Here is a 24,347-nt window from a genome sequence, read left to right as displayed (position 1 = left end):
ATTATTCTCCCAAACGGGCGATTTCCTCACCAAATTCGCGGATATCTTCAAATGAGCGATACACTGAAGCAAAACGGACATACGCTACTTTATCGAGTTTTTTCAGCGCTTCCATGATGCATTCGCCAATCAGGTGACTGGAAATTTCCCGCTCACCTGTGGCACGTAATTGCGATTTGATGATATTAACTACTTCATCAACTTGTTCTGTACTGACGGGGCGCTTTTCTAATGCGCGATGAAGACCATTAAGCAGTTTGTCTTCATTAAACGGTTCACGGCTGCCATCTTGTTTGATCACTCTTGGCATTACAAGCTCTGCCCCTTCAAAGGTAGTAAAGCGTTCATGGCATTCATTACATTCACGACGACGTCTTACTTGGTGACCACCGCCAACAAGGCGCGAGTCAATCACTTTGGTATCTTTTGCGGTGCAAAATGGACAATGCATAAGTATTAGCTTCCGTTAAAAAACAAAAAAGGCCGCTTTTAAGCGGCCTTTATAATAGCAAAAAACAACGCTATTGTGATCTAAATTACTGTCAGCTTAACAATTAAGCGTAAACTGGTAATTTTTTACAGATTGCTTTAACTTTCTCTTTTACTTGTGCCTGTACAGACTCATCATTGATGTTGTCTAGTACGTCACAGATCCAGCCAGCAAGCTCTTTTGATTCTGCTTCTTTAAAACCACGACGCGTGATTGCAGGAGAACCAATACGTAAGCCAGACGTCACAAACGGTGAACGCGGATCATTTGGCACTGAGTTTTTGTTAACAGTGATATTAGCATTACCTAATGCTGCATCAGCGTCTTTACCAGTGATGTCTTTATCGATTAAATCAAGTAAGAACAAGTGGTTTTCTGTTTTGTCAGAAACAATTTTGTAGCCGCGCTCTTGCATTACAGCAACCATAGCCTGGGCATTTTTAACAACTTGTGTTTGGTACACTTTAAACTCAGGTTGTAATGCTTCTTTAAATGCTACTGCTTTTGCTGCAATGATATGGCATAAAGGACCACCTTGGCCGCCAGGGAATACAGCGCTGTTTAGCTTTTTGTAAATCGCTTCGTCGCCACATGCAGAGATGATTAAACCACCACGAGGACCCGCTAATGTTTTATGCGTTGTTGTAGTAACAACATGTGCATGAGGTACTGGGCTTGGGTATACGCCAGCAGCAATAAGACCCGCAACGTGAGCCATATCAACAAACAGGTAAGCACCTACTTTATCAGCGATTTCACGGAATTTAGCCCAATCAACAATACCTGAGTATGCTGAAAAACCACCGATGATCATTTTTGGTTTGTGCTCAAGAGCAAGCGCTTCAACTTGTGCGTAATCAATTTCGCCTGTCGCTTCGTCAAGCCCATATTGGATTGCATTGTAAAGCTTACCAGAGAAGCTTACATGTGAACCATGCGTTAAGTGACCACCATGCGCTAAGCTCATGCCTAGTACAGTGTCGCCCGCATCTAAAAGTGCTAAGAAAACAGCTGCATTCGCTTGCGAACCCGCATGTGGCTGAACGTTTGCGTAATCTGATCCAAATAATTCATTGGCACGGTCAATCGCTAATTGTTCAACAACGTCAACGTGCTCACAACCACCGTAGTAACGCTTGCCTGGGTAACCTTCAGCATATTTATTAGTTAACTGTGATCCCTGCGCTTCAAGTACGCGTGGGCTACAGTAGTTTTCAGATGCAATTAGCTCAATGTGTTCTTCTTGACGAGCAGTCTCTTTGTTGATTGCGTCAAATAACTCTGGATCAAAATCCGAAATATTCATGCTACGTTCTAACATGGGGGCTCCTAGGGCAACGTGTATGGTATTTTTTAAAGGCTGAATTATACGCTGAAAACGTCAATTTGCCTATGGTGTAAAGATGAACATATTTAAACAGGGATTGAATTTAATTCACAGTGCTTTTGTAATGATATTTTTTTATCAAAACATAATAAAAACTAATGAGCACAACACTCAGCATTTATATTTTTAATATTTCCAATCATTGCACTTTTGCACTTTCACACTAGTATTGTATGAAATATGATCATGGATGATACTCTAATTTATTATGCTCGCTAAACCTATCTACGAATCAATTCCTTATTTTTACATCGTGTTTGGAAGCTTCTGCGTGGTCGCTTCCAGTGCCTTATTGCCAACTATACTAGGTGTATTGTTATTTTTTAATGGTGCCAATATTTGGCGGCTTCGCTCAAATGCGCGGCGAAAAGATCGTCAAGTAAATCGTATCCGTGCTAACAAACACTTTTACTATTATGAATTTAAACCGTTTTTTTGTTCATCGCGGGCATACTTTTAATCCACTGGATACCCTATAAATTTATTTACCCCGCTGGCGTGATGCTCTGTTGTTGTGGGCTATTAATTTTATTTTTACGTATTTTAAATCGCCGCTCTCACGCATTGATATAAATAAATTTTCATCTATTAACGCTCAACACATAAAAAAGCGGTGTGATGAAATGTCATCACACCGCTCATTTTATAAGCTTAACTACGCAAGTAAATGTTAACCTAATTTAGCTAATAAAATGTCGCGCAATACAGTGTAGTCATTATTAATATCTTCAGCCAAACATGTTTTAGCTAAGGCATCCGCTAATGGTTTTGGCATTTCAAGTTCAATATCAAGTATCTCTTCGACACTCTCTTTGAACTTCGCAGGGTGTGCTGTAGCTAAGAAAATACCTGCTGAATCAGTAGCTAAGTTAGCTTTAAGGCCCTGATAAGCAATCGCTGTATGCGGTTCAGCCACATAACCGGTTTGTTGAATTTTTTTCATCACTGCTTGCGTGTCATTTTCATTGACGCTAGTTGAATAAAAATCATCATAATTAAACCAATTGTTATCGAGCATGGTTTGTACACGGGGCCAATTATTAGGTTTACTCACATCCATCGCATTTGACAGTGACTCAATTGTGGCATTTGGCGCCCAGTTTTTATCCAGCATAAAGCGTGGCACTGTATCATTTTGATTCGTTGTTGCGCTTAATTTCCCCACAGGTAAACCAATTACCGCACCAATCATCGCCGCGCACACATTACCAAAGTTACCACTTGGGACTGAGATATGTGCATTAGCACGTTGCGCTTTTGGCAGTTGTGCGATAGCTTCAAAGTAATAACACACCTGTGCAACTAAGCGACTGATATTAATTGAATTTGCTGAATTTAACCCTAAGCGCGATTTAACTTCATCATCTAAAAAAGCATTTTTAACCATCGCTTGGCAATCATCAAAGCTGCCGTCAACCGCATAACAATGGATGTTATTACCCAGTGTTGTGAACAGTTTTTGCTGCGCTAGTGAGATTTTTCCCTTTGGATACAGGATAACCACATCGATATTGGGCTTATTATAAAAGGCATGGGCAACCGCTGCGCCAGTGTCCCCTGAGGTTGCGGTTAGGATTGTGGTTTTTTCACCTTGGCTAAATTGCGCCAAGCACTCAGCCATAAAGCGCCCACCAAAGTCTTTAAACGCCAGCGTTGGACCATGAAACAACTCTAAACAATAAATGTTCTTTTCAACTTCAACTAGTTTTACAGGGAAGTTAAACGCATTTTGCACCATCTGTGCAACAGTATCCGCTGGCAGCTCATCACCAATTAAGTGCGATAATATCTTGCTGCTACGAGTAACAAAGTCCATTTCCAGCAATGCGTCAATATCAGCAATAGGTGCAAGTGACTCGGGAAAGAATACCCCTTGATTGCGCCCAAGCCCTGTTTTAACCGCTTCAACAAACGACACTTTTTGTGAATCATCTTTTAGATTATGTAATTGCATTATTAATTCCTTAAATTCTTATAACTGACGCGTGCCGGCGTTATCGAGCTTGCAAATATGGCAAAAGCCCTGCTCATTAATATAGTTTTGTTCAAGCCACTGCGCGCATTGCTGCGCTGCTGCAAGGGTTTTACACACGGTAAATAAAGTAGGCCCAGCACCTGAGATACTGACAATTTCAGCGCCAAGCTCTGGTAATGCCGCTTTTGCTTCACTAAAACCATTGATCAAGGGAGCACGATGCGGCTCTGCGATTTCATCACTCATAATGGAGAGTGCTTCATCAAAGCGACTAGTTAACAATAAAGTACTAAACGCTGATAAGCGCTGCGCAAATTCAACACTGGCATGCATGCTGAGTTGTTTTGGTAACACAGAACGTGCTTTAGCTGTGTTCAGTGAGAAACCAGGGAAAGCCGCCACATAGTACCAACTTTCATCAACCGGTAAGGCAATTGATTTATTTGGAATTAAGTCACCCGTTAACTGTAAGCCACCTAAATAACACGGCGTGATGTTATCGTAATGACGACCACCACTGACAATCGCTTCAAAATCTGCCATCAACTCAATCAGTTGCACTTGACTTAACTGTGTACCAGCAAATTTATCCAAGGCTGCAAATGTTGCTACTACAGAGCAAGCACTTGACCCCAAACCAGAACCAATTGGTAAATTCTTTTTCAGTTCCAATTTTACGCTTGGCATGGTTGGCGCAACCTGTTCACGAAAATGCACAAGGCACTGATAAGCGAGATTTTCACTAGCATCACTAGGCAATTTATGTGCATAGTCGCCTGAGCAAACAAACTCATCAGTCGCCGCGGCAGTTACCGCCACAACGTCACCTAATAATGTGCCGTCAATTGGCGCAAGTGCTGCGCCAAGTGCATCAAAGCCTACTGCAAAGTTACCAATAGAAGCCGGAGCATATACTTCAATCATAGCTCTCTCCTAGCGCGATAGTGTTTTTAAAATATCAGCAAATACACCTGCTGCTGTAACCGCAGAGCCTGCACCATAACCACGAATAACGAATGGACGTGGCTGGTAGTATTCACTCAATATTGCCAATGCGTTCTCGCCATCACGAATAACTGAAAGTGCGTGTGTCGCATCAACTGCTTCAATGCCAACTTTACAGTGACCAGCTTTGATTGTACCTACATAACGAAGTACTTTCCCTTCACTAGCAGCACTTTGAATGCGGTCGTTAAAGGCGGCATCTAAACTTGGTAGTTTCGCCATAAATTCAGCAACATCATCACCTTCAGCAAAACCCGCAGGCAGTACTGATTCAACTTCGATATCGCTAAGCTCTAATTTCAACCCGGCTTCACGGGCAATAATTAATAGCTTACGAGCCACGTCGGTGCCCGATAAATCATCACGGGGATCCGGCTCTGTAAAGCCACTTTCTTTGGCTTTAATAGTGGCTTCTGATAATGACAAGCCATCTTGTAGTGCACCAAACATATACGACAGTGAACCGGATAAAATACCGCTGAATTCAAGTAACTCATCGCCTGCACCAAATAGTGACTGTAAGTTATCAATAACAGGCAGACCGGCACCCACGTTAGTTTCATATAAAAACTTACGGTTGTTCTTTTGCGTTGCGGCAATTAGTTCTTGGTAATATGGATACGAGCTAGTATTGGCTTTTTTATTTGCTGCAACAACATGAAAGCCTGCATTCAAAAAGTCAACATATTGCGCGGCTAAAGCATCTGAAGACGTACAATCAACTAACACAGGGTTGATCAAATGGTTTTGTTTAACAAATTGCTCAACCAGTTTTAAATCAAAAGCTTGCTCTGATAATGCTAACTTTTGTTGCCAATCATCAAAGGCAATGCCTTCACTATCCAAGTGTAACTGACGAGAATTAGCCACACCGTACAAGTTTAGTTTGATGTTACGCTTTTCAAGCCATGTTTGTTGACGCTCTAATTGTTGAATTAGTTCTTGGCCAACTAAACCGCAGCCTAATAAAAACACATCAATTGACGGAATATGAGTAAAGAAGTTTTCGTGACACACTTTAACCGCATCGTTGCACAACTCGCCATCAATCACTGCTGAAATTGCACTTTCTGTTGAATCTTGCGCGATTGCAACAATGTTAACTTGTGCTTGTGCGAGGGATGCAAAAAACTTAGCCGCTAAGCCTTTGTGAGCACGCATATTATCACCAACTAGGGTTACAATTGCTAAGTTGCGTTGCACATGCACCGGCTCAATTAAACCAGCTTGCGATTCAAGTTCAAAAGCACTTTGCAACGCTTCAAGGGCAAGCGGTAAATCTGATTCATGAACACAAAAGCTAATACTAAATTCGCATGACGATTGAGTAATTAAAACGATAGATACGTTATCGTGAGCAAGGGCATTAAATACCTTCGATGCCATCCCAACTTTGCCTTTCATACCCGGGCCAGACACCGTTAGCATGGCAAGGTTTTGCAGGCTAGATAAGGCTTTTACCGGCTCCGATGACACATTTTCATTACTGATCAATGAGCCTTGTGCATCTGGGTTATGGGTATTTTTAATTTCACATGGCACACCCGCTTTAGCGCAGGGTAGAATTGTTTTAGGGTGCAACACTTTCGCGCCAAAGTAAGACAGCTCCATTGCTTCTTTATATGATAAGAAATCTACTTTAGTGGCTTTTTTAATATAACGCGGATCGGCACTGTACACACCGTCAACATCCGTCCAAATTTGGCACACTTGCGCTTCTAAACACGCTGCCGCGATTGCAGCTGAATAGTCAGAACCATTACGACCTAAAGTAGTTAGTTGCCCTTGTTCGTTGCTGGCTGTAAAACCTGGCATGATATAAATAGTAGCTGGGTTGGCTTTTAAGGCAGCTTGAAAACGAATTTTACTTGCTGCTAAATCAGCTTCAGCATCAATATAACCACCTGTTGATGCGATGCAATCTGTGGCTTCAAGGTAACGGGCGTTGTGTGAACTTAATAAGCATTGCATTAGTGATACGCTAACACGTTCACCAAAGCTAATCACATAAGCGCGTACTTGATCTGGACAACATTGGATTAACTTAACCCCCGCTAATTTATTTTGCAGTTCATTTAGATCAGGCCAGTTCTGTACTTCTCCAAAGTCAGCGGCAACAGCCGCTTTTAAACTTTCGCAACGGGTAACGAGTGCATCCCATTGTTCGCTATAATCAAGTCCCAGCTCTGCCGCACTTGCTAAAGCGACCAGTGAATCGGTCATGCCACCGGGCGCTGATAACACCAATAACATTTCATCTTTTAATTGTGCTTTAACTAACTGAGCTACCTGTTGTAAACATGCAAAGTCGGCAAGCGACGACCCGCCAAATTTTAATACGCGCATTTTTTATGTTTCCTCATCCCATAAAACGAAAAAAGGCCTGTGTTCTTAGTGAACACAGGCCTTTAAATTTGTTGCACCGACCTATGCCACTATCCAGTTAGAATGGTGGTTGTAATAATAATGGTCAATACGTGATTATTTGTTTTCATAGCCCTTAGACTGCCTTAAACATGGCTATTCTGTCAACCCTTAATAAAAAGATAAATTATGCTTTTTGGTTATAAACAAATCTAATGAATGCCAAATTTATGCAGGATTTCATTTAATCTGGTTTTATCTATTGGCTTATCAATAAAATCAATAGCGCCTAACTTTGCGACACGCTGTTTCATTGCATGTTGAATATCAGCAGAAATAACCAGCACGAAGCATTCTATTTTTTGCGCTTTAATACGCTCAAGCACCTGCACGCCATCAATTTCAGGCATTGTTAGATCAAGACACAATAAGTCAAAATTATGCGTTTTCATTAACTCTAAGGCTTCGCGGCCATTTTTTGCTTGCATAATATCTGCTGTAATACATTCATTTAAACAACGCACAACTTGTTTGCGTGCTACTGTAGAATCATCACACACCAATACGGAAAAATTCATAATATTGACAACTAAAATACCGATAATAGATCACTGAGTGAGGCTAATTGTCACTCAAAAAATCATAATGTTACAAAGTGATTGTGATTTTATAACACAAAAATTTAACAGCGATAAGCTTAAGTTTCTGCTAAAAAAAGAAAAATAGGCAATATACGGCTAAATAAGATTATTTTATTTATTTTTAAACATTTATTAGCTAACTTTAGTATTTAATGTACTCGTTGCTAGGGTATGAATTAAGCTTTGTGTAAAAAATAAAGGAGCTATGGGACCCCCATGCTACAAAAAAGCCTGTCGAAGAAGCTACTTACCAGCGTGTTATCCGTCTACTTTTTATTAACTTTTGTAGTGACGTGCGGGCAAGTTATAGCAGAGTATGTGAACACGAAAGATTATATCCGTGATGAATTAACGACTCTACAAAAAACCTTTAGCCGTAGTTTAACTCGCGCTATTTGGGAACTAAACACCAAACAAACCATCACCACTGCTGAAGGTTTATTAGCGATTCCTATGATCGAAGGCATCATTGTCCGTGATGATAGCGGCGAAATTATTTCACAGTTGGGCCGCTCGTTAGATATTCGCGAGCTGTACAGCCAACAATTAGTACAAGAAGAAGCCATCATTGAAGACACCCCATCGGGTTTATTTGGTTATACCTTTCCATTGATCTTTGAATTTTCAGGGCGTGCTACCCAAGTGGGTGATGTAACACTGTTCTCCAGCCGAGAAGTAGTATTTAGCCGAATTATGATCTCCATTTACTTTTTAATTGGTAATGCGATGATCAAAACCACTTTCTTGATCATTTTGTTTTTAATGGCATTTAGAAAATTGCTCACCGAACCCCTCGCGCAATTGACAGAGCAAATAGAAGACCTTGAGTTAAACGACCTTGAAGGACAACATATCGAGATTGAAACCAGTGAGCACAACGAATTAAAAGTGATGGAAGAATCATTTAATAAATTGATCGATAAAGTTGTGCAATATCGCAAAGAACTTGAACAGACACAAAAAAAATTAATGATCAGTAACGAAAAGCTTGATCAACAAAACCTGCAACTAGAGCAAGAAGTAGCTCGTAAAACATCAAACTTAAGCCAAGCGATGATGGATTTACAACAGCAAAAATACGAACTAGAAAAACAAAAACTCACGCTCACTGAAGAAATTGATTTGCGTCGTCATACCGAACAAGAATTACTGACTAAACAAACCGAAATGCAGCGCTATGTGGATGAGCTCAATATGGCACAAGAGCGTTTAGTTGGCTCAGAAAAAATGGCGGCATTAGGTGGACTGGTTGCTGGTATTACTCATGATATTAATACACCGGTAGGCATTGGCGTTACTGCCACCTCTTTTTTACAAGAGCGTTTATTACAAATAGAAGCGGCCTACAAAGATAAAACCCTCTCTCCTAAAGCGCTGGAAGAGTTTATTAATGATGCCAAGCAAAGTACCAGCCTATTAACCACCAATTTAGACCGCGCTTCTGAACTGGTTGCCAGCTTTAAGCAAATCGCCGTCGATCAAGCCAGTGAAGCGGTACGCACCATTAACTTTAAAGAGTATTTAGGTGAAGTCATTCGTTCATTGCACCCTAAAATTAAACATACCAGCCATCACATTAATTTAGATTGCCCAGCAGATTTAACCCTTAACCTGCCAGCGGGTGCGATTAGCCAAATATTTACTAATTTAATTATGAACTCATTGATCCACGGTTTTGATGGCATCAATAACGGTATTATTGATATTGCAATTAAAGATGAAGACGACCAAGTGATTATCGACTTTAAAGACAATGGCAATGGGGTCACTGAACAACAACTAGAGAAACTATTTGACCCGTTCTTTACCACCAAACGCGATCAAGGTGGCAGCGGCCTTGGCACCCACATCACCTTTAACTTAGTCAAGCAAACCCTCAGCGGTGAAATTGAGGTAACCAGTTCACCCGGTAAAGGCCTGCACTACCATATTAGCTTCCCCAAAGACATGCCAAAACCGTTGTCTATATTTAATAACTAGGTCGCGATACTGATTGTCTAAGACATTGCTTAATTGCTAAACGTTTGGCCAATCAGTCATTTGCGCATCAGCTTTTTATTGCTATGATTGGGCAAATTTACCGAATGGATCAATTTCCCTATGTGGTTTAGTAACCTTATTTGTTACCGCTTTAAACAAGACGTTTCATACACTCAAGAAGACTTTGATAAAGCTTTAGAACAAGATTTATTTCGCCCTTGTGGCAGCCAAGATCTAAGTACCTTTGGTTGGACAAAAGCCTTTGGTAAGCACGGTGATACCCTTGCCCATTTTTCGCAAAAAAGTATTTTAGTCTGTGCAAAGCGTGAAGAAAAAGTACTGCCAGCATCTGTTATCAACGATATGGTTGCCGAAAAAATAGAGCTTATCGAAGCAGAAGAAAATCGCCCAGTTAAGAAAAAAGAAAAAGATGAGCTAAAAGAAAACATTCTCCATAGCTTACTACCACAAGCATTTAAAAAATCGAGCTTGCAGTTTGCTTTTATCGACCAAGAAAACGGCTGGGTGGTGGTCAATAGCGGCAGTTTCAACAAAGCGGAAGAGTTATTAGCACTACTGCGTAAATCATTAGGCACGTTACCGGTAGTACCTGCCTTTGCTAACTATGATTTAGACGTATTCTTAACTGACTGGTTAACTAACTTTAGCACGCCTGAAGGTTTTGCGATTGGCTCAGATGCAGAACTTGAAGAAGCCGATGACAGTGGCGCACAAGTTAAACTTAAAGGCCATGACCTTGCCTGTGATGAAGTAAAATCACACCTTGAAAGTGGCAAACGCGTTACTAAACTAGCCCTTGATTGGCAAGAGCGCTTGAAGTTTATGCTGCAAAACGACGGTTCAATTAAACGCCTTAGTTACTCAGAAACATTAAAAGAAGAAAATGCAGATATCCCTAAAGAAGACATGCTAGTTAAACTTGATGCTGACTTTATTCTTGCTTCAGAAGAAATAAAACAACTGCTTGAGGAATTAACAGCGGGCTTAGGTGACGTTGAAGACTTAGCCTAATTTAGGTTCAGGCTGTATTAAACACAAAAAGCGCCAATTGGCGCTTTTTTGCTGTCTTAATAAAGTTAATTGAATACCGATTTCACATCATCGAGCATGTCATTGTATTCATCAGTCGAAAAAATATCTAACGATGGGATCACGCCTTTATCAATATAAGTTTGCAGTGCCGCAGACTTATCTGAGACTTGTAAAATACCTTCCATGATGGCACCAATACGAATGAAATCAACATAGCTAATATGCTCAGGGCGATAATTTGGGTTTGCCCAGCTTTCAGCCACCTCAACAAACTCATCTGTAAATTCCCATGCTCGCATAATTGCACCGCCTACTTTACCACTGAGCTTTTGTATCGCATGGGCTAAAAAACTTGGGTTTGCAAATACTTCAGGATGACGCTCTGCTTCAGTTAAGATAGGTAATACACCAATATTATAAACTAGCGATGCTAAGGTAATGGTGTCACGATTGAGTGATGTTTTTTTGTTTTCTTTTAAGAAAAACTCCATCAATGTAATTGAGTGGCAAGCTACTTTTAGCGTTTTTTGCCATGCTTTATCCATATACCCTTTGATCAATTCATTATTAGAAACAAATAATTGTTCCATTGCCATCGCAGTCGCAATGTTTTTTATTTGTCGCAAACCAATGCGGGTGACCGCTTGATTAATATTTGAAACTTTAACTGAGCGCCCCATAAACGCACTATTCGCAACTTTTATCATCCGTGCTGCTAAAGCAGGATCATGGGAAATAACATCGGCCATTTGCGCTAAATTTACATCTGGATTATCGGCAGCTTGGCGTACACGCACCGCAACCTCTGGGAGGGTTGGTAAGACTAACGTGTCATTATTAATACGATCAACCAAAATGGTCAGTAATGCGTTTTCTGTTGACATAAATGTGCCATCCTTTTGTATTGATTTGTTTAAATACCAAATCATGGATTCTTATAGATACAGTATTGTCTAAGTTACCGCTAAAGTTAAGAAAATTACAGAAAATAGTTTAGTTTATTTTCTACTAAAATTTATAACCCAAAGCCTAGAGTCAAGGAAACTTGCTATTTAAGCATAAGATTTGCTTTAATGTTGACACAACAAGGAAACAGTAGTCCTTTGTACCTAGGGCATATATTAAATCCACTTTTTAACAGGCAACATAATGACTCTTAATAAAATAAGCCAAGCACTCATTCTTAGCGGTGCCGTTTTTCTTAGCGCATGTTCTGAACAAGCCAGCACTGCAAAAACCGCGGCTGACGTTGCAACTCCCGTAAAACAAACTCAAGCTAGCGGCCCACAGCTTATTAATGCTGATACTAGTCGCTTAGATATCTATACTGACTTTAGTTTAACCACTGACTTATCACATTTAAGTGACAATCAAAAAGCACTCGTTGCTAAGCTTATTGATGCGTCAAAAATAATGGATGACCTATTCTGGCGCCAAGCATTTGGTGAAAATAAAGCATCATTTTTAGCTAAAATAAATGATCCTAAAGTCCAAAAATTTGCTGATATAAACTACGGCCCTTGGGATCGTTTAAATGGCGATGAAGCGTTTTTATCTGGCTATGAAGAAAAAACGGCAGGTGCACAGTTTTACCCTGCAGACATGACTAAAGAAGAACTAAACAAATCAGATGTAACCGATAAAAACGGCCTTTACTCTGTAATTAAGCGCGATGACAGTGGCAAACTTTATAGCGTAGCGTATTCAATTGAATACGCACAAGCTCTTGAAAAAGCAGCTAACCTATTACGTGAAGCGAGCAAGCTTGCTGAAGATAAAGAATTTGCTAACTACTTAAACTTACGAGCCGATGCCCTGCAAAGTGATGACTATCAAGCGTCAGATTTTGCATGGATGGACATGAAAAATAACCCCATTGATGTGGTTATTGGTCCAATCGAAACCTATGAAGATCAATTATTTGGCTACCGTGCTGCGTTTGAATCTTATGTTTTAGTAAAAGATTTAGCTTGGTCTGAACGTCTTGCAAAGTTTGCTGCATTTTTGCCTGAGCTACAAAAAGGTTTACCTGTTGATGATAAATATAAACAGGAAGTCCCAGGCTCAGACGCCGATCTAAACGCATACGATGTTGTTTACTATGCAGGCCATTCAAATGCCGGCAGTAAAACCATTGCTATCAACCTACCAAACGATGAACAAGTACAACTTGAAAAAGGCACACGTCGCTTACAGCTGAAAAATGCCATGCGGGCCAAGTTTGATAAAATTTTAGTGCCTATTGCCGATCAGCTTATTGTGCCAGAACAACGTAAACACATTACTTTTGATGCGTTTTTTGCCAATACCATGTTCCACGAAGTGGCTCACGGTTTAGGCATTAAAAACACCATTACTGATAAAGGCACTGTGCGCCAATCACTGCAAGAACACGCCAGTGCCCTTGAAGAAGGCAAAGCTGATATCTTAGGTTTGTATATGGTTGAGCAGTTACTTAAAAAAGGTGAGATCACGGAAGGTACATTAGAAGATTACTATATTACCTTTATGGCCGGTATCTTCCGTTCGGTTCGCTTTGGCGCATCAAGTGCGCATGGTAAAGCAAATATGATCCGCTTTAACTTTTTCGCCCAAGAAGGTGCCTTCTCTAAAAACGAGCAAGGCCTTTACAGTGTTAATATGGAAAAAATGGGCCAAGCTATGGCGAAATTATCACGCTTGATTTTAACCCTACAAGGTGACGGCGATTACGAAAAAGTTGACCAGCTAATTGCTACGCATGGTGATATTAAAGCAGAGCTTGCTAAAGACTTAGAAAAGCTAAGCCAAGCAAATATCCCGGTAGATGTAACTTTCAAGCAAGGTAAAGATGTACTCGGCCTTAATTAATATGAGCTAAATTAGTTCACAGAAAAAGCGTTACACTGTAACGCTTTTTTTCTTACTCTGATTATTTATCTGTCCAATTATTTATCACTCATGACTTCACGAACAATCGGCTCTAAGCTTGCCATTCCCCACTGCTTGCCGGTTTCAATTGCAGACTCTATATCAGCGCCTTGCTGATGGGCTGAAATAGCCATTAATGCACCAACGCGATTACTGCTTGCACAATGAACAACCACTGACTCACCTTTGAGTTGCTCTAAAAGACTGGCTAATCGTTTTGCATTATCAATGTTTACATCTTGTGCACCCGCAATCTCAATTGCGTGGTAGTTCATCCCTAAAGAATTTACTAACGCCCCTTCATCCCAATCTTGCTCATTGGCTGCTCGTAAATTAATAACGTGCATCACCTTAGCTTGCGATAGTTGCTTAAACTGATCTTCAGTTGGTTGCGCTGCTGAAAAAACTAAGTTGTTATGTGCTGCCAAGTTTTTAATATTGGCGCTATTTAGCAATTCTATAGCTGCTGGCTTCTCGCTCGCTATCACTGTTGAAGCTGCAATGGCTGTAATAAATACACTAGCACAAAGTTGCTTTATTAATTTCATACTATCCCCTAAAAGTAACTCATTCTGATTTTCAAAAATGCGTTTTTAATTGTTCTACCTGCTCATTAGTATAAGGGACACTCGGAAACTTGCCCCATACTGGCGCAGGCCATGCAGCGTCGTTTTTAAAGCGAGCGATATGATGAATGTGTAACTGCGGCACCATATTACCTAGTGCGGCAACATTGAGCTTATCTGGGTTAAACACTTCTTTAAGCAACTGGCTTAATTTCGCTGATTCTTTCATTAGCATCAGCTGATCAACATCATCTAAATCAATACTTTCATTTAAATTTGGCTTTCGAGGTACCAAAATAAACCAAGGGTATTGGCTGTCGTTCATCAGTAACACTTTACACAAAGGCCAATCTGCCACTTCAATACAATCACGGGCAAGCTCTGGGGCAAGAGTAAATTCAACCATTATTTTTATTCCTTATAGAAAGTACTTTTTCGCTACTTTATAGCATTTAGTTGCAGTTGCCCACGCTTGCCTTTACCATCATGGCAGTTTTTATTCGAGCGAAGGTAAACACGTGTTAAAAAAAATTAAACACCTCTCATGGGTGCTTCCTTTGGTGGTAACGACCATTACAGTGCAAGCACAGCCACTTACGTTAGAACGTATCTTTGATGATCCTAGTTTAGCGGGTACAGCCCCCGTACAACTTAAGTTTTCACCTGATGGTAGCCGTGTTACCTATTTGCAAGGTAAAAGCGATGATTACAACCGCTATGATTTATGGGAATACAATTTAAAAGACAACAAAAATAGTATGTTAGTGGATTCAGCTAAGCTATTTTCTGGCCCAGAAAATCTCTCAGACGAAGAAAAAGCACGCCGCGAGCGTCAACGTATTTTTGGTAAAGGTATTTTAGAATACAAGTGGTCTAAGGATGGCAAAGCGCTGTTATTTCCACTTAATGGCGACCTTTATTACTACGAGCTTGCCTCAGCAAAAAGCCGCAAACTAACCGATACCGAAGCATTTGAAACAGATGCCCGTTTTTCACCAAAAGGTAATTTTGTCTCGTTTGTACGTGAACAAAACCTGTACGCGCTTAACTTAAAATCAGGTAAAGAAATTCAACTGAGCAAAGATGGCGGTGGCGTGATCAAAAACGGCATGGCTGAATTTGTTGCGCAAGAAGAAATGGGCCGAATGACGGGTTACTGGTGGTCAGGCGATGAATCAAAAATCGCTTTCACCCGTATTGACGAAAGCCCGGTTGAAGAAGCTATCCGTAACGAAATTTACGCTGAAGAAGTGAAACTCTTCAACCAACGCTACCCATTTACTGGCACCAACAATGTAAAAATCCAACTTGGTGTTGTCGCTATTAACGATCAAAGTGTTGATTGGGTTGACCTTGGTAAAGACGACGATATTTATATCGCCCGTGCCAAATGGTTAGAAGACGATAAAACGCTTTCATACCAATGGCAAGACCGCTCTCAACACACGCTAGAATTGCGCTTTTATAACAGTGATACAAAAGAGCAAAAAGTTGCCTTAACTGAAACCAGCGATACTTGGATCAACCTACATTTTGACCTACAGTTTTTAAAAGACAAAAAACACTTTGTATGGGCCTCTGAGCGCAATGGTTACAAGCATTTATACCTTTATCGTAGTAACGGTAAATTAGTACGCCAAATCACAAATGGTGACTGGGTGGTTGATAGTTTAAAAGGTATTGATGAGAAAAAAGGCATCGTCTATTTTGCAGGTCGTAAAGACACGCCTCTAGAAAGCCACTTATACAGTGTGCCGTTATTTAAAAAGGGCGATATCAAGCGTATTACCGAACAAGGTCAATATCATAATGTCGTCATTGCCAAAGACAGTAAAACATTTATTGATAACAGCTCATCGGTAAATAAACCAGGCTCCGCTGCCCTTCGTAAAATAAACGGTGAGTTCATTACTTGGCTTGAGGAAAACAAGCTAGATAAAACACACCCATTAACGCCTTATTTAGCAAATTTAGCTGAGCCAGAATATGGCACAATAAAAGCGGATGATGGCCAAGTAATGCATTACCGTTTATTTAAACCCGCCACTATTAACGATGGCAAAAAGCACCCTGTACTCGTTAATGTTTATGGTGGCCCACATGCACAACGTGTAACTAATAGCTGGCGCAGCAAAAACTTGTACTTCCAATATATGGCACAACAAGGTTATGTGGTTTTCCAACTTGATAACCGTGGTTCATACAACCGTGGTAAAAAGTTTGAAGATGCCATTTACAAACACTTAGGTGTAGTGGAAGTAGCCGACCAAATCAAAGGCGTGGAGTTTTTACGTACCCTTGATTATGTTGATCCGCAGCGTATCGGTATCTACGGCCACAGCTATGGCGGTTATATGGCATTAATGACCATGTTTAAAGCCGGTGATTACTTCCAAGCGGGCGTATCTGGTGCACCCGTAACTGATTGGGCATTGTATGATACGCATTACACTGAGCGCTATTTAGGCCACCCTAAAACAAACGCTCAAGGTTACACTGACAGCGCGGTATTCCCTTATGCCGATGGCCTAAAAGGCCCACTGATGATTTACCATGGCATGGCTGATGACAACGTACTATTCACACATGCCACTAAGTTATTTAAACAACTGCAAGATAACGAAAAGCAGTTTGAGATGATGACTTACCCTGGCTCTAAACACAGCCTACGTGGTAAAAGTGTGCAAACACATTTACATCAAACAATTACCAGTTTCTTTAACCGCCACTTTGACGTTAAATAACCGGGTTAAACTAATTTAATAATTAAAAAAGGCTGATTGTAAAATCAGCCTTTTTTTCTCACATAAAAAATGCACTGTTATTTATTATCAGTAATCGGCTAATTACCTAGATTTTTATACAGTATTAACTACGCTTAATTATATTCGCGAACAATGCGAGCACACACAAAGGATCTTCTATGTCGTATTTACGCCGTTTTACAATTTTCCAGCGTTTAGCAATGCTGGTCAGTGTGGTGGTAATTGGCTTGCTTTTCTTAAGTATAACCAGCCTTGCACAACAGTATAACTCACTAAAAACAGAGCAATACACTAAAACAAAGAACCTGGTAGAAGCAGCCCATAGTATTATTAGCCACGCTTACTCATTAGAACAAAATGGCACATTCAACAAACAACAAGCACAACAACATGCACTCGATACCATAGCGGCCATGCGTTATGACGAAAGCAACTATTACTGGATCAACGACTATCAGCCAAATATGGTGATGCATCCAATTAAGCCAGACCTCAATGGTAAATCTTTAGCCAACAACAAAGATCCCGATGGCACTCTATTATTTATTGAAATGGTGAATATAGTAAAACAACAAGGCAGCGGCTTCGTGCCCTATAAATGGCCTAAACCAGGTAAAGATCAACCAGTAGATAAAATTGCATTTGTGAAAGGCTTTACGCCTTGGCAGTGGATCATTGGCTCAGGAGTCTACTTAGACACCATTGATGAAGCATTTTCAGAGCTACGCACCCTAATGATCATCAATGCCAGTATTATTCTTATACTATTTATTAGCTTAAGTTACTTAATTGCACGAAGTATTTTACTGCCAACCCAACTTGCTGCCGATATGATGAAAGATATTTCACAAGGTGAAGGCGATTTAACGCAGGTATTAGATGAGAGCGGCAATGATGAAGTATCGCGTTTATCTCGATACTTTAATTTATATACCACAAAAATTCGTGAATCTCTCAAGCAAGTCGCCACCAATGCTTATGAGGTAAACCAGCATGCACAAACCGTTGATGATGCCAGTAAAACTAATCATTCTTTTATCGAACTGCAAAATGATAGTTCAACTCAAGTCGCGGCTGCCATGGAGCAGATGACCCACCAAATCCATGATGTAAGCCGTAATGCTGAGGCTGCCGAACATGCCGCCGTTGATGCTGCAAGTAATGCGTCGCAAGGTAAAGAAGTGGTCGCAAAAACAATTAAAGCCATAGAAACCCTATCACAGAATATTGAAACAGTGAGTCAGGTAACGACAGATTTAGCCAACGAAAGTAACAATATCGGCTCGGTACTTGATGTAATTAGAGGGATTGCAGAGCAAACCAATTTACTTGCCCTCAATGCCGCAATTGAGGCTGCTCGTGCCGGTGAGCAAGGTCGTGGTTTTGCCGTTGTTGCCGATGAGGTTCGTACACTTGCTAGTCGCACAGGTAAAAGTACCGACGAAATTCAAGCCATGATAGCCAAACTACAAAAAGGCGCGCAAGCGGCGGTTGAAGCAGTCACCGCGAGTCAAAAGCTATCAACTAGCACCGTCGAGCAAGCTGGCTCGGCTAATAACTCATTAACTGAAATTGAGCGACTGGTTTCTGTGATCACTGATATGAACGGCCAAATTGCCCGAGCAACCGAACAACAATCAAGTGCCGCTGATGAAGTGAATCTACGCATTAATGAATTATCACAATCAACTGAACATTCATTAGCAAACACAGCGCAACTTTCTAGCGCCAGTGATAACTTAAAACACAGCAGTCAAGGACTAAGCGATGTTGTGGGCCGCTTTAAGTTAGATTGATACTTACCATGATGAGGGAATAAAAAAGCCCCGTTATGGTTAATAACGGGGCTTTTGTCTATAAATTAACGATAAGATTATAAACAGTAACGAGCAAACAGGCTGCTTAAACCTGCGGCTGTAGGCTTGCCATGTTGCCAATCGCCACCTTCAACACCACTTCCGGCAATGTCCATATGCACATAGGGAATAGGCTGTGCTGAGTCAGTACCATGCTTATCAAGGCCACCAACAATTGCTAAAAATGCCATAGGGAACTGGTGGCCACGCGCTGTAACTGCCGATGCTGCATTGTTACTTGATAGCACATCATCCGCAAGTGTACGTGGTTTGATAAAGTCATAGTCTTCACGGCGACTACGCGACACTTCAGCGCCATCAGCCCATAAATCGCCACAATCAGCCAATTTACGAGAGATATTCGCAGCACGTGCTGGACCATTTTCAACGTATGCACTGTATGGACCCATGGCACGGGCAGCGTGGCCAGTTAATGTCGCCACGGTAAAGAGCTCTGGATTTACTTGCGTTTTAGCGAGTTCTTTCATTTCGCTTAGTAGGTCACCCATTGCTAAGCGACCTTCTGCATCGGTGTTACCTATACGTACACGAACGCCTTCACGGCTGGTAATGATTTCATCTGGCACAAAACAATCAGAGCCGATCGAGTTACGTACAACCGCTAAAAAGGCAATCACTTTTACACCTTTAGGTGCAAAATCAGCAACTGATTTCATGAACCCAGCAACAGACGCAGCGCCGCCTTTATCGCGGCTCATACCCGCCATAAAGCCGCCTACTTTTAAGTCTGCACCACCAGTGTCGTACACTAAGCCTTTACCAACAAACATCAAAGTACGAGTAACGTCACCTTCTGGCACATATTCAAGTTTAACAACACGCGGGTGATGACGCTCTACCGCGTATGAAGCGCGAGCCACTGTGCTCATCATCGGGTATTCTTTATCGATAGTGGCAATATCGGCAATCACTTCAACGCTTACTTTAGAGCCTTTAAATAAATCTACGCAGTAATCTGCAAAGCGCGGTGGCGCCATACGCTCAGGTTCAGTACCACATAAATCACGCGCTGCGTATTGCCCAGCAGCAATCGCATTAACCGCTTTAATGGTTTGCTCATTGGCACCAAATAGTGCAATTTGGGTAATTGGCTCAATGCTTTCACCATGATGCTCACGTGCTTCTAGTGGCTGCCAAAGAGCTTGGCATGCACCTAAGTAGGCCACTTCTAAAGCATATTGATAACGGCTGTCTTGGCTTGCTTGTGGTAAGTAAATAGCAGGCTTAGTGCTGCCCGATGCTTTCGCCTCAATAATAGCGAGTTTAGCAGCATCAAAGTAACGTCGGACATCATCATAATCACGATTTAACGGACCTGTTGGTGCTAAAATCACGCGTTTTGAATCAACCACGAGGAAAGTAACTTGCTTACCGATACGTGCATCAACCGCCATTTGCGCTTTAATCGCTTGACTTAGATTAGGATCGTCTAATTGTGAAAAATTATCGGCAATAATAATAAGCGCGTCATGTTTTGCGTTATCTAATTGCGGGGCTGCAACTGCGTGAGGATATGCCATAAAAAAGGTCCTGTTGTCGAAAAACTGAGGACCTTATTATCATAGATTTAATTAGCTATTGCCAGCAAAGCAAGACAAGCTGATACGCTGCTGGCAACTTGCAGTTACAGTGTAAAATAAATCAGTTAGATTTATTCTCTGCGCGATGCTTAGCAATGACAGACCAGGCTTCAAGCATTACCAACACACTGATGATCAATACAATAATATCCAATGTCACTAATAACCAGTTACCTTGTTGGTAATACTCGCCAAGCTTGATCACCCCTGCAAAAAACGCCATCACTAGCACAAAACTCATCGGAATAAGCGTGTACTTAGCTGGGCGATTTGCTTTGATCAACATCACTGAAATAACTAACAAGGTTAAGCTCGCTAAAATTTGATTCGTTGAGCCAAACAACGGCCAAATGATCATGCCACCACTACCATCAGCGCCACCAGCACCAAAGGCCAATAATAAACAACTTAGCACTGCAATCAATGTGGCTATTACGCCATTTTTTATCACTTTAATATTATAAATATCACCCCACTCTTGAATGATATAACGCTGCAAGCGCACTCCAGAGTCCATCGTCGTGCCAGCAAATAGCACCACCATAACGGCAAGCAATGTCGATGCAACTTCGTTAGAAATGCCCCAACCAGTTTCAATTAGGTTCGCGCCACCGCTAACAAACGCACCGACACTACCGGCACCTAAATGGCTGTATATTTCATGCCATTCTTCTGGCGATACAGCAAGTGCAACGCCACTGACAGCAACCAAAGTGATCAGGGCTAACATACCCTCGCCCACAGCACCTAAGTAACCGACAAAACGGCCATCGGTTTCTTTATTGAGCTGCTTAGAACTAGTACCCGATGACACAATACCGTGAAAGCCCGATACCGCGCCACAGGCTATGGTCACAAACAGTAAAGGAATGATACTCGGAGTATCTATCGCTGTTTGAGTATTAAACGCAGGTGCAGTGATATCTGGCATAGAGACAAACACAGCGCCATATAACAGCACTAAGCCTACCAATAATTGCATACCATTGATGAAATCTCGTGGTTGTAACAACATCCACACTGGTAACAGTGACGCGATAGCTGCATATATAAATAAAATAATGATCCAGTTAGCATTGGCGCTTAAACCAAATAGCTCATCTGGTAGCGAAATAGGCATGCTGCTGCCTAAGTAGATGGTGTAATATAAAATCCCGACACCAATAAAGCACAATGGTATAAGAGAGACTTTTTTTCGCAACAATTGGCCAATCACGAGCGCTACCACAATAGCAGCCCACGCAGGGAAAACCGCATTTGGGCTGCTGATAAATGATTTTGCAATCACCACCCCAAACACCGCATTCACCATTAATAACACCAGAAAAACCACAATCATAAATAACGCGCGGGTACGCTTACCAATCACGGTTTCTGAGAGCGCGCCCATGGATTTGCCTTTATTACGGGCACTAGCCCAAAGCGCGCCCATATCGTGCACACCGGCAAAAAATATAGTACCTAATACGACCCACAATACGGCTGGCACCCAGCCCCAGTAAACAGCAATCGCAGGGCCAACAATTGGCGCCGCCCCAGCGACAGAGGTAAAGTGATGCCCCCATAGCACCACCTTATTGGTAGGCACAAAGTCCTTACCATCTTCTAGCTCATGTGCTGGGGTGACAAAACTGTCATCCATTTTGAAAATCTTTTCGGCGATAAATTTAGAATAAACAAACCAACCAAAAAGCATTCCAACCATACCCAGCAGTACAATAACAACTGATTGCATAGTGCTCTCTCTTATAGTTATAAAAATGTGTGTTGTTCACTTTCTACACTAGCAAGACTTGAGTAAAAAACACTCTAAACCTTTAGTCTAATATACTTAACTGAAGATGCTGTTGCGGCTCATTTTTTACGCCAATCCCGATACCAAGTAATCGTACCGGTTGCTGCTGACCACGTTGATACGCTTTGCTTAATAGTTCAGTAAATATAGCTGTGTCAATTTGATGATAGGACTGATCTGCCGATGTCACCACAAAATTGGCAAATTTTACTTTGACACTGAGTTTATTGATGCGTTGTTCTAATTGCTGTTTTGCTAATCGCCGAGTGAGCTCTTCTAACAAAATAGGTAACTGATCTAGGCATTCTTGTAAGCTGGTTTTATTGTATTCGTAGGTATGTTCAACGCTTAGCGATTTGCGCACACGCTCGGTGGATACTTTACCAATGTGTAAGCCTGCACATTTTTGATACAAGGACACGCCAAAATTGCCAACATGCTGCTGCATCCAGTTTACGCCTTTTTCGCACACATCAGCACCTGTGTATAAGCCCTTTAAATTAAGCTTTTCCAAAGTGACCTTACCAACGCCGGGTATTTTACCCAAAGGCAATTGCGCCAAAAACTCATCAACTTGCTCAGGTAACACCACAAACTGACCATTTGGTTTGTTTTCGTCACTGGCAATTTTGGCAATAAATTTGATTGGTGCCACTCCTGCTGATGCCGTTAAGCCAGTAGCGGCAAAAATATCAGCACGGATTTGCTGCGCCATTAATGTCGCACTGCCTTTACACGCTGTGCTGTCGGTGACATCAAGGTAAGCTTCATCTAAGGAAAGGGGTTCGATTAAATCGGTATAACGCTGAAAAATAGCGCGAATTTGTAGAGAAATTGCTTTGTATACCTGCATACGGCCAGGCACAATCACTAAATCAGGGCAGCGTTGTTTAGCATGATAGTTGGACATAGCCGAGCGCACACCGTATTCACGAGCAATATAGTTTGCCGTCGACAGTACGCCTCTTCTACTATTACCACCAATAGCCAACGGCACATTAGCTAACGCTGGATTGTCGCGCATTTCAACCGCGGCATAAAAGCAATCCATGTCAATATGAATAAACTTTTTCATTCCCCAAACCAAACAACTGTATGTATGAACAGTTATTATTAATTAACTTTACTCTATAAGCAAGTGATCAGCTGGGAGATTCACCTTCTATATTTTTCTTACGTGAAAATAACCTATGACCAAATAACCAAAATGCACCTTCGAACACAAAGCCAAGGATCAGCAACACGATAGCGCCCGATGCATTACCCATTGCATAACACAAAATCGCTAAACACAGCAGTGCTAGTAGGGCCAACCATTTGGTAATTTTTGCTGCAACTAAGTTCATAATTTGCTCCTTTAAATTATTAAAAATATAGCCAAACCACCTCAAAATGGGGTTAGGATATAGTTATCATTTACGTAAGCGTGAACCACTAAAGTTAGCATGTTTTGATGATTTTTCTAATTTTCTTGAGCTAAAAGCAGCATATTGCTAACCTGAGTATTCATTACAGTAATCGAGTTTGTTTATGCAATCGTTTATAGAACAACACCCTATTCACACCAAAATTAATGTTGCTTGGGGTGAAATGGATGCCTTACAGCACGTTAATAATGTCGTTTATTTTCGTTATTTTGAAACTGCCCGCATTGATTTTTTTAACCAAATTAATTTACTCGAAGATTTACAAAAAACCGGTGTGGGCCCGGTGATCAGTGAAAATAACGCCCGTTATAAGCGCCCTGTTACGTTCCCTGATACAGTACTTGTTGGCGTTACAATCAGTGACATTCAAGCTGATCGTTTTATGATGCATTACAATGTATTTAGCCAAGCACAAAACGCATTAACAACTATTGGCTCATCACAAGTGGTGATGTTCAATTTTAAAACTGGCAAAAAAGCCAACTTAAGCGAGCCTCTTTTAGCAGCTCTTAAAACCTACTCGCAAGATTAA

General features: G+C 41.2%; 19 protein-coding genes. 6 read left to right on the top strand and 13 right to left on the bottom strand.

Translation table 11 applies throughout. From position 1 onward, the window contains the following. Window position 1: 1 nt before the first annotated feature. The 6 genes from nrdR to A7968_RS14460 form a co-directional block, all read right to left on the bottom strand. Window positions 2–451 carry a transcriptional regulator NrdR gene (gene nrdR, locus A7968_RS14485; protein WP_016708083.1) on the bottom strand — a complete coding sequence of 150 codons (450 nt, stop codon included), beginning with the start codon at window positions 449–451 and terminating at the stop codon, window positions 2–4. A gap of 103 nt (window positions 452–554) precedes the next feature. After that, entirely contained in the window at window positions 555–1,811 is a 1,257-nt protein-coding gene (glyA, locus tag A7968_RS14480; protein ID WP_064667286.1) for a serine hydroxymethyltransferase, read from the bottom strand. Between the two features lie 736 nt (window positions 1,812–2,547). Further along, complete coding sequence (thrC, locus tag A7968_RS14475) at window positions 2,548–3,831, bottom strand: threonine synthase (protein WP_064667285.1); 1,284 nt, start codon at window positions 3,829–3,831, stop codon at window positions 2,548–2,550. 18 nt (window positions 3,832–3,849) lie between these two features. Further along, window positions 3,850–4,776: a homoserine kinase gene (gene thrB / locus A7968_RS14470; RefSeq protein ID WP_064667284.1), complete on the bottom strand. Its 927-nt coding sequence runs from the start codon at window positions 4,774–4,776 to the stop codon at window positions 3,850–3,852. A 9-nt stretch (window positions 4,777–4,785) separates the two neighbouring features. Then, window positions 4,786–7,203 (bottom strand): bifunctional aspartate kinase/homoserine dehydrogenase I, encoded by a 2,418-nt coding sequence (gene thrA / locus A7968_RS14465; protein ID WP_064667283.1) that lies wholly within the window; start codon window positions 7,201–7,203, stop codon window positions 4,786–4,788. 230 nt (window positions 7,204–7,433) lie between these two features. After that, window positions 7,434–7,799, bottom strand: coding sequence for a response regulator (locus A7968_RS14460; protein WP_157586756.1), 366 nt, complete (start codon window positions 7,797–7,799; stop codon window positions 7,434–7,436). Window positions 7,800–8,078: 279 nt separating this feature from the next. Between A7968_RS14460 and A7968_RS14455 the strand changes: the two genes are divergently transcribed. Continuing rightward, on the top strand, window positions 8,079–9,842 hold the full coding sequence (locus A7968_RS14455) for a sensor histidine kinase (RefSeq protein ID WP_064667281.1): 1,764 nt from the start codon (window positions 8,079–8,081) through the stop codon (window positions 9,840–9,842). A gap of 120 nt (window positions 9,843–9,962) precedes the next feature. After that, the gene (rdgC, locus tag A7968_RS14450; RefSeq protein ID WP_064667280.1) at window positions 9,963–10,874 is read left to right on the top strand and encodes a recombination-associated protein RdgC; all 912 of its coding nucleotides are present in this window, start codon (window positions 9,963–9,965) and stop codon (window positions 10,872–10,874) included. A gap of 65 nt (window positions 10,875–10,939) precedes the next feature. Here rdgC and A7968_RS14445 read toward each other — a convergent pair whose 3' ends face one another. Next, a complete protein-coding gene (locus tag A7968_RS14445; protein ID WP_064667279.1) occupies window positions 10,940–11,779 on the bottom strand; it encodes an HDOD domain-containing protein in 840 nt (279 codons plus the stop codon). Window positions 11,780–12,044: 265 nt separating this feature from the next. On the opposite strand from A7968_RS14445, the gene A7968_RS14440 reads away from it, so the two are divergent. After that, complete coding sequence (locus A7968_RS14440) at window positions 12,045–13,745, top strand: DUF8614 domain-containing protein (RefSeq protein WP_064667278.1); 1,701 nt, start codon at window positions 12,045–12,047, stop codon at window positions 13,743–13,745. Window positions 13,746–13,822: 77 nt separating this feature from the next. Here the strand turns inward: A7968_RS14440 and A7968_RS14435 are convergent, their stop codons facing one another. Then, window positions 13,823–14,353 carry a protein-tyrosine phosphatase family protein gene (locus tag A7968_RS14435; RefSeq protein ID WP_064667277.1) on the bottom strand — a complete coding sequence of 177 codons (531 nt, stop codon included), beginning with the start codon at window positions 14,351–14,353 and terminating at the stop codon, window positions 13,823–13,825. Between the two features lie 31 nt (window positions 14,354–14,384). Next, window positions 14,385–14,777, bottom strand: coding sequence for an HIT domain-containing protein (locus tag A7968_RS14430; RefSeq protein WP_064667276.1), 393 nt, complete (start codon window positions 14,775–14,777; stop codon window positions 14,385–14,387). Window positions 14,778–14,889: 112 nt separating this feature from the next. Here A7968_RS14430 and A7968_RS14425 point away from each other — a divergent pair, with 112 nt between their 5' ends. Both A7968_RS14425 and A7968_RS14420 read left to right on the top strand, forming a co-directional pair. After that, the gene (locus A7968_RS14425; RefSeq protein WP_064667275.1) at window positions 14,890–17,115 is read left to right on the top strand and encodes a S9 family peptidase; all 2,226 of its coding nucleotides are present in this window, start codon (window positions 14,890–14,892) and stop codon (window positions 17,113–17,115) included. Between the two features lie 179 nt (window positions 17,116–17,294). Further along, a complete protein-coding gene (locus A7968_RS14420) occupies window positions 17,295–18,932 on the top strand; it encodes a methyl-accepting chemotaxis protein (protein WP_064667274.1) in 1,638 nt (545 codons plus the stop codon). Window positions 18,933–19,009: 77 nt separating this feature from the next. Here A7968_RS14420 and A7968_RS14415 read toward each other — a convergent pair whose 3' ends face one another. The 4 genes from A7968_RS14415 to A7968_RS14400 all read right to left on the bottom strand — a co-directional run bounded on the left by A7968_RS14415 (window position 19,010) and on the right by A7968_RS14400 (window position 23,734). Beyond that, window positions 19,010–20,533, bottom strand: a complete 1,524-nt coding sequence (locus A7968_RS14415) for a M17 family metallopeptidase (protein ID WP_064667273.1) — start codon at window positions 20,531–20,533, stop codon at window positions 19,010–19,012. A gap of 121 nt (window positions 20,534–20,654) precedes the next feature. Then, window positions 20,655–22,328 carry a carbon starvation CstA family protein gene (locus A7968_RS14410; RefSeq protein WP_064667272.1) on the bottom strand — a complete coding sequence of 558 codons (1,674 nt, stop codon included), beginning with the start codon at window positions 22,326–22,328 and terminating at the stop codon, window positions 20,655–20,657. Between the two features lie 82 nt (window positions 22,329–22,410). Beyond that, window positions 22,411–23,463 (bottom strand): DNA polymerase IV, encoded by a 1,053-nt coding sequence (gene dinB, locus A7968_RS14405; RefSeq protein ID WP_064667271.1) that lies wholly within the window; start codon window positions 23,461–23,463, stop codon window positions 22,411–22,413. A 67-nt stretch (window positions 23,464–23,530) separates the two neighbouring features. Beyond that, a complete protein-coding gene (locus A7968_RS14400; RefSeq protein WP_064667270.1) occupies window positions 23,531–23,734 on the bottom strand; it encodes a hypothetical protein in 204 nt (67 codons plus the stop codon). Between the two features lie 184 nt (window positions 23,735–23,918). Between A7968_RS14400 and A7968_RS14395 the strand changes: the two genes are divergently transcribed. Continuing rightward, window positions 23,919–24,347, top strand: a complete 429-nt coding sequence (locus A7968_RS14395) for an acyl-CoA thioesterase (RefSeq protein WP_064667269.1) — start codon at window positions 23,919–23,921, stop codon at window positions 24,345–24,347.

It is taken from the genome of Pseudoalteromonas prydzensis, assembly GCF_001661495.1.
Lineage (GTDB): Bacteria > Pseudomonadota > Gammaproteobacteria > Enterobacterales > Alteromonadaceae > Pseudoalteromonas > Pseudoalteromonas prydzensis.
The sequence above is the reverse complement of the archived record's forward strand: the minus strand, read 5'-3'. Positions and strand labels throughout refer to the sequence as shown.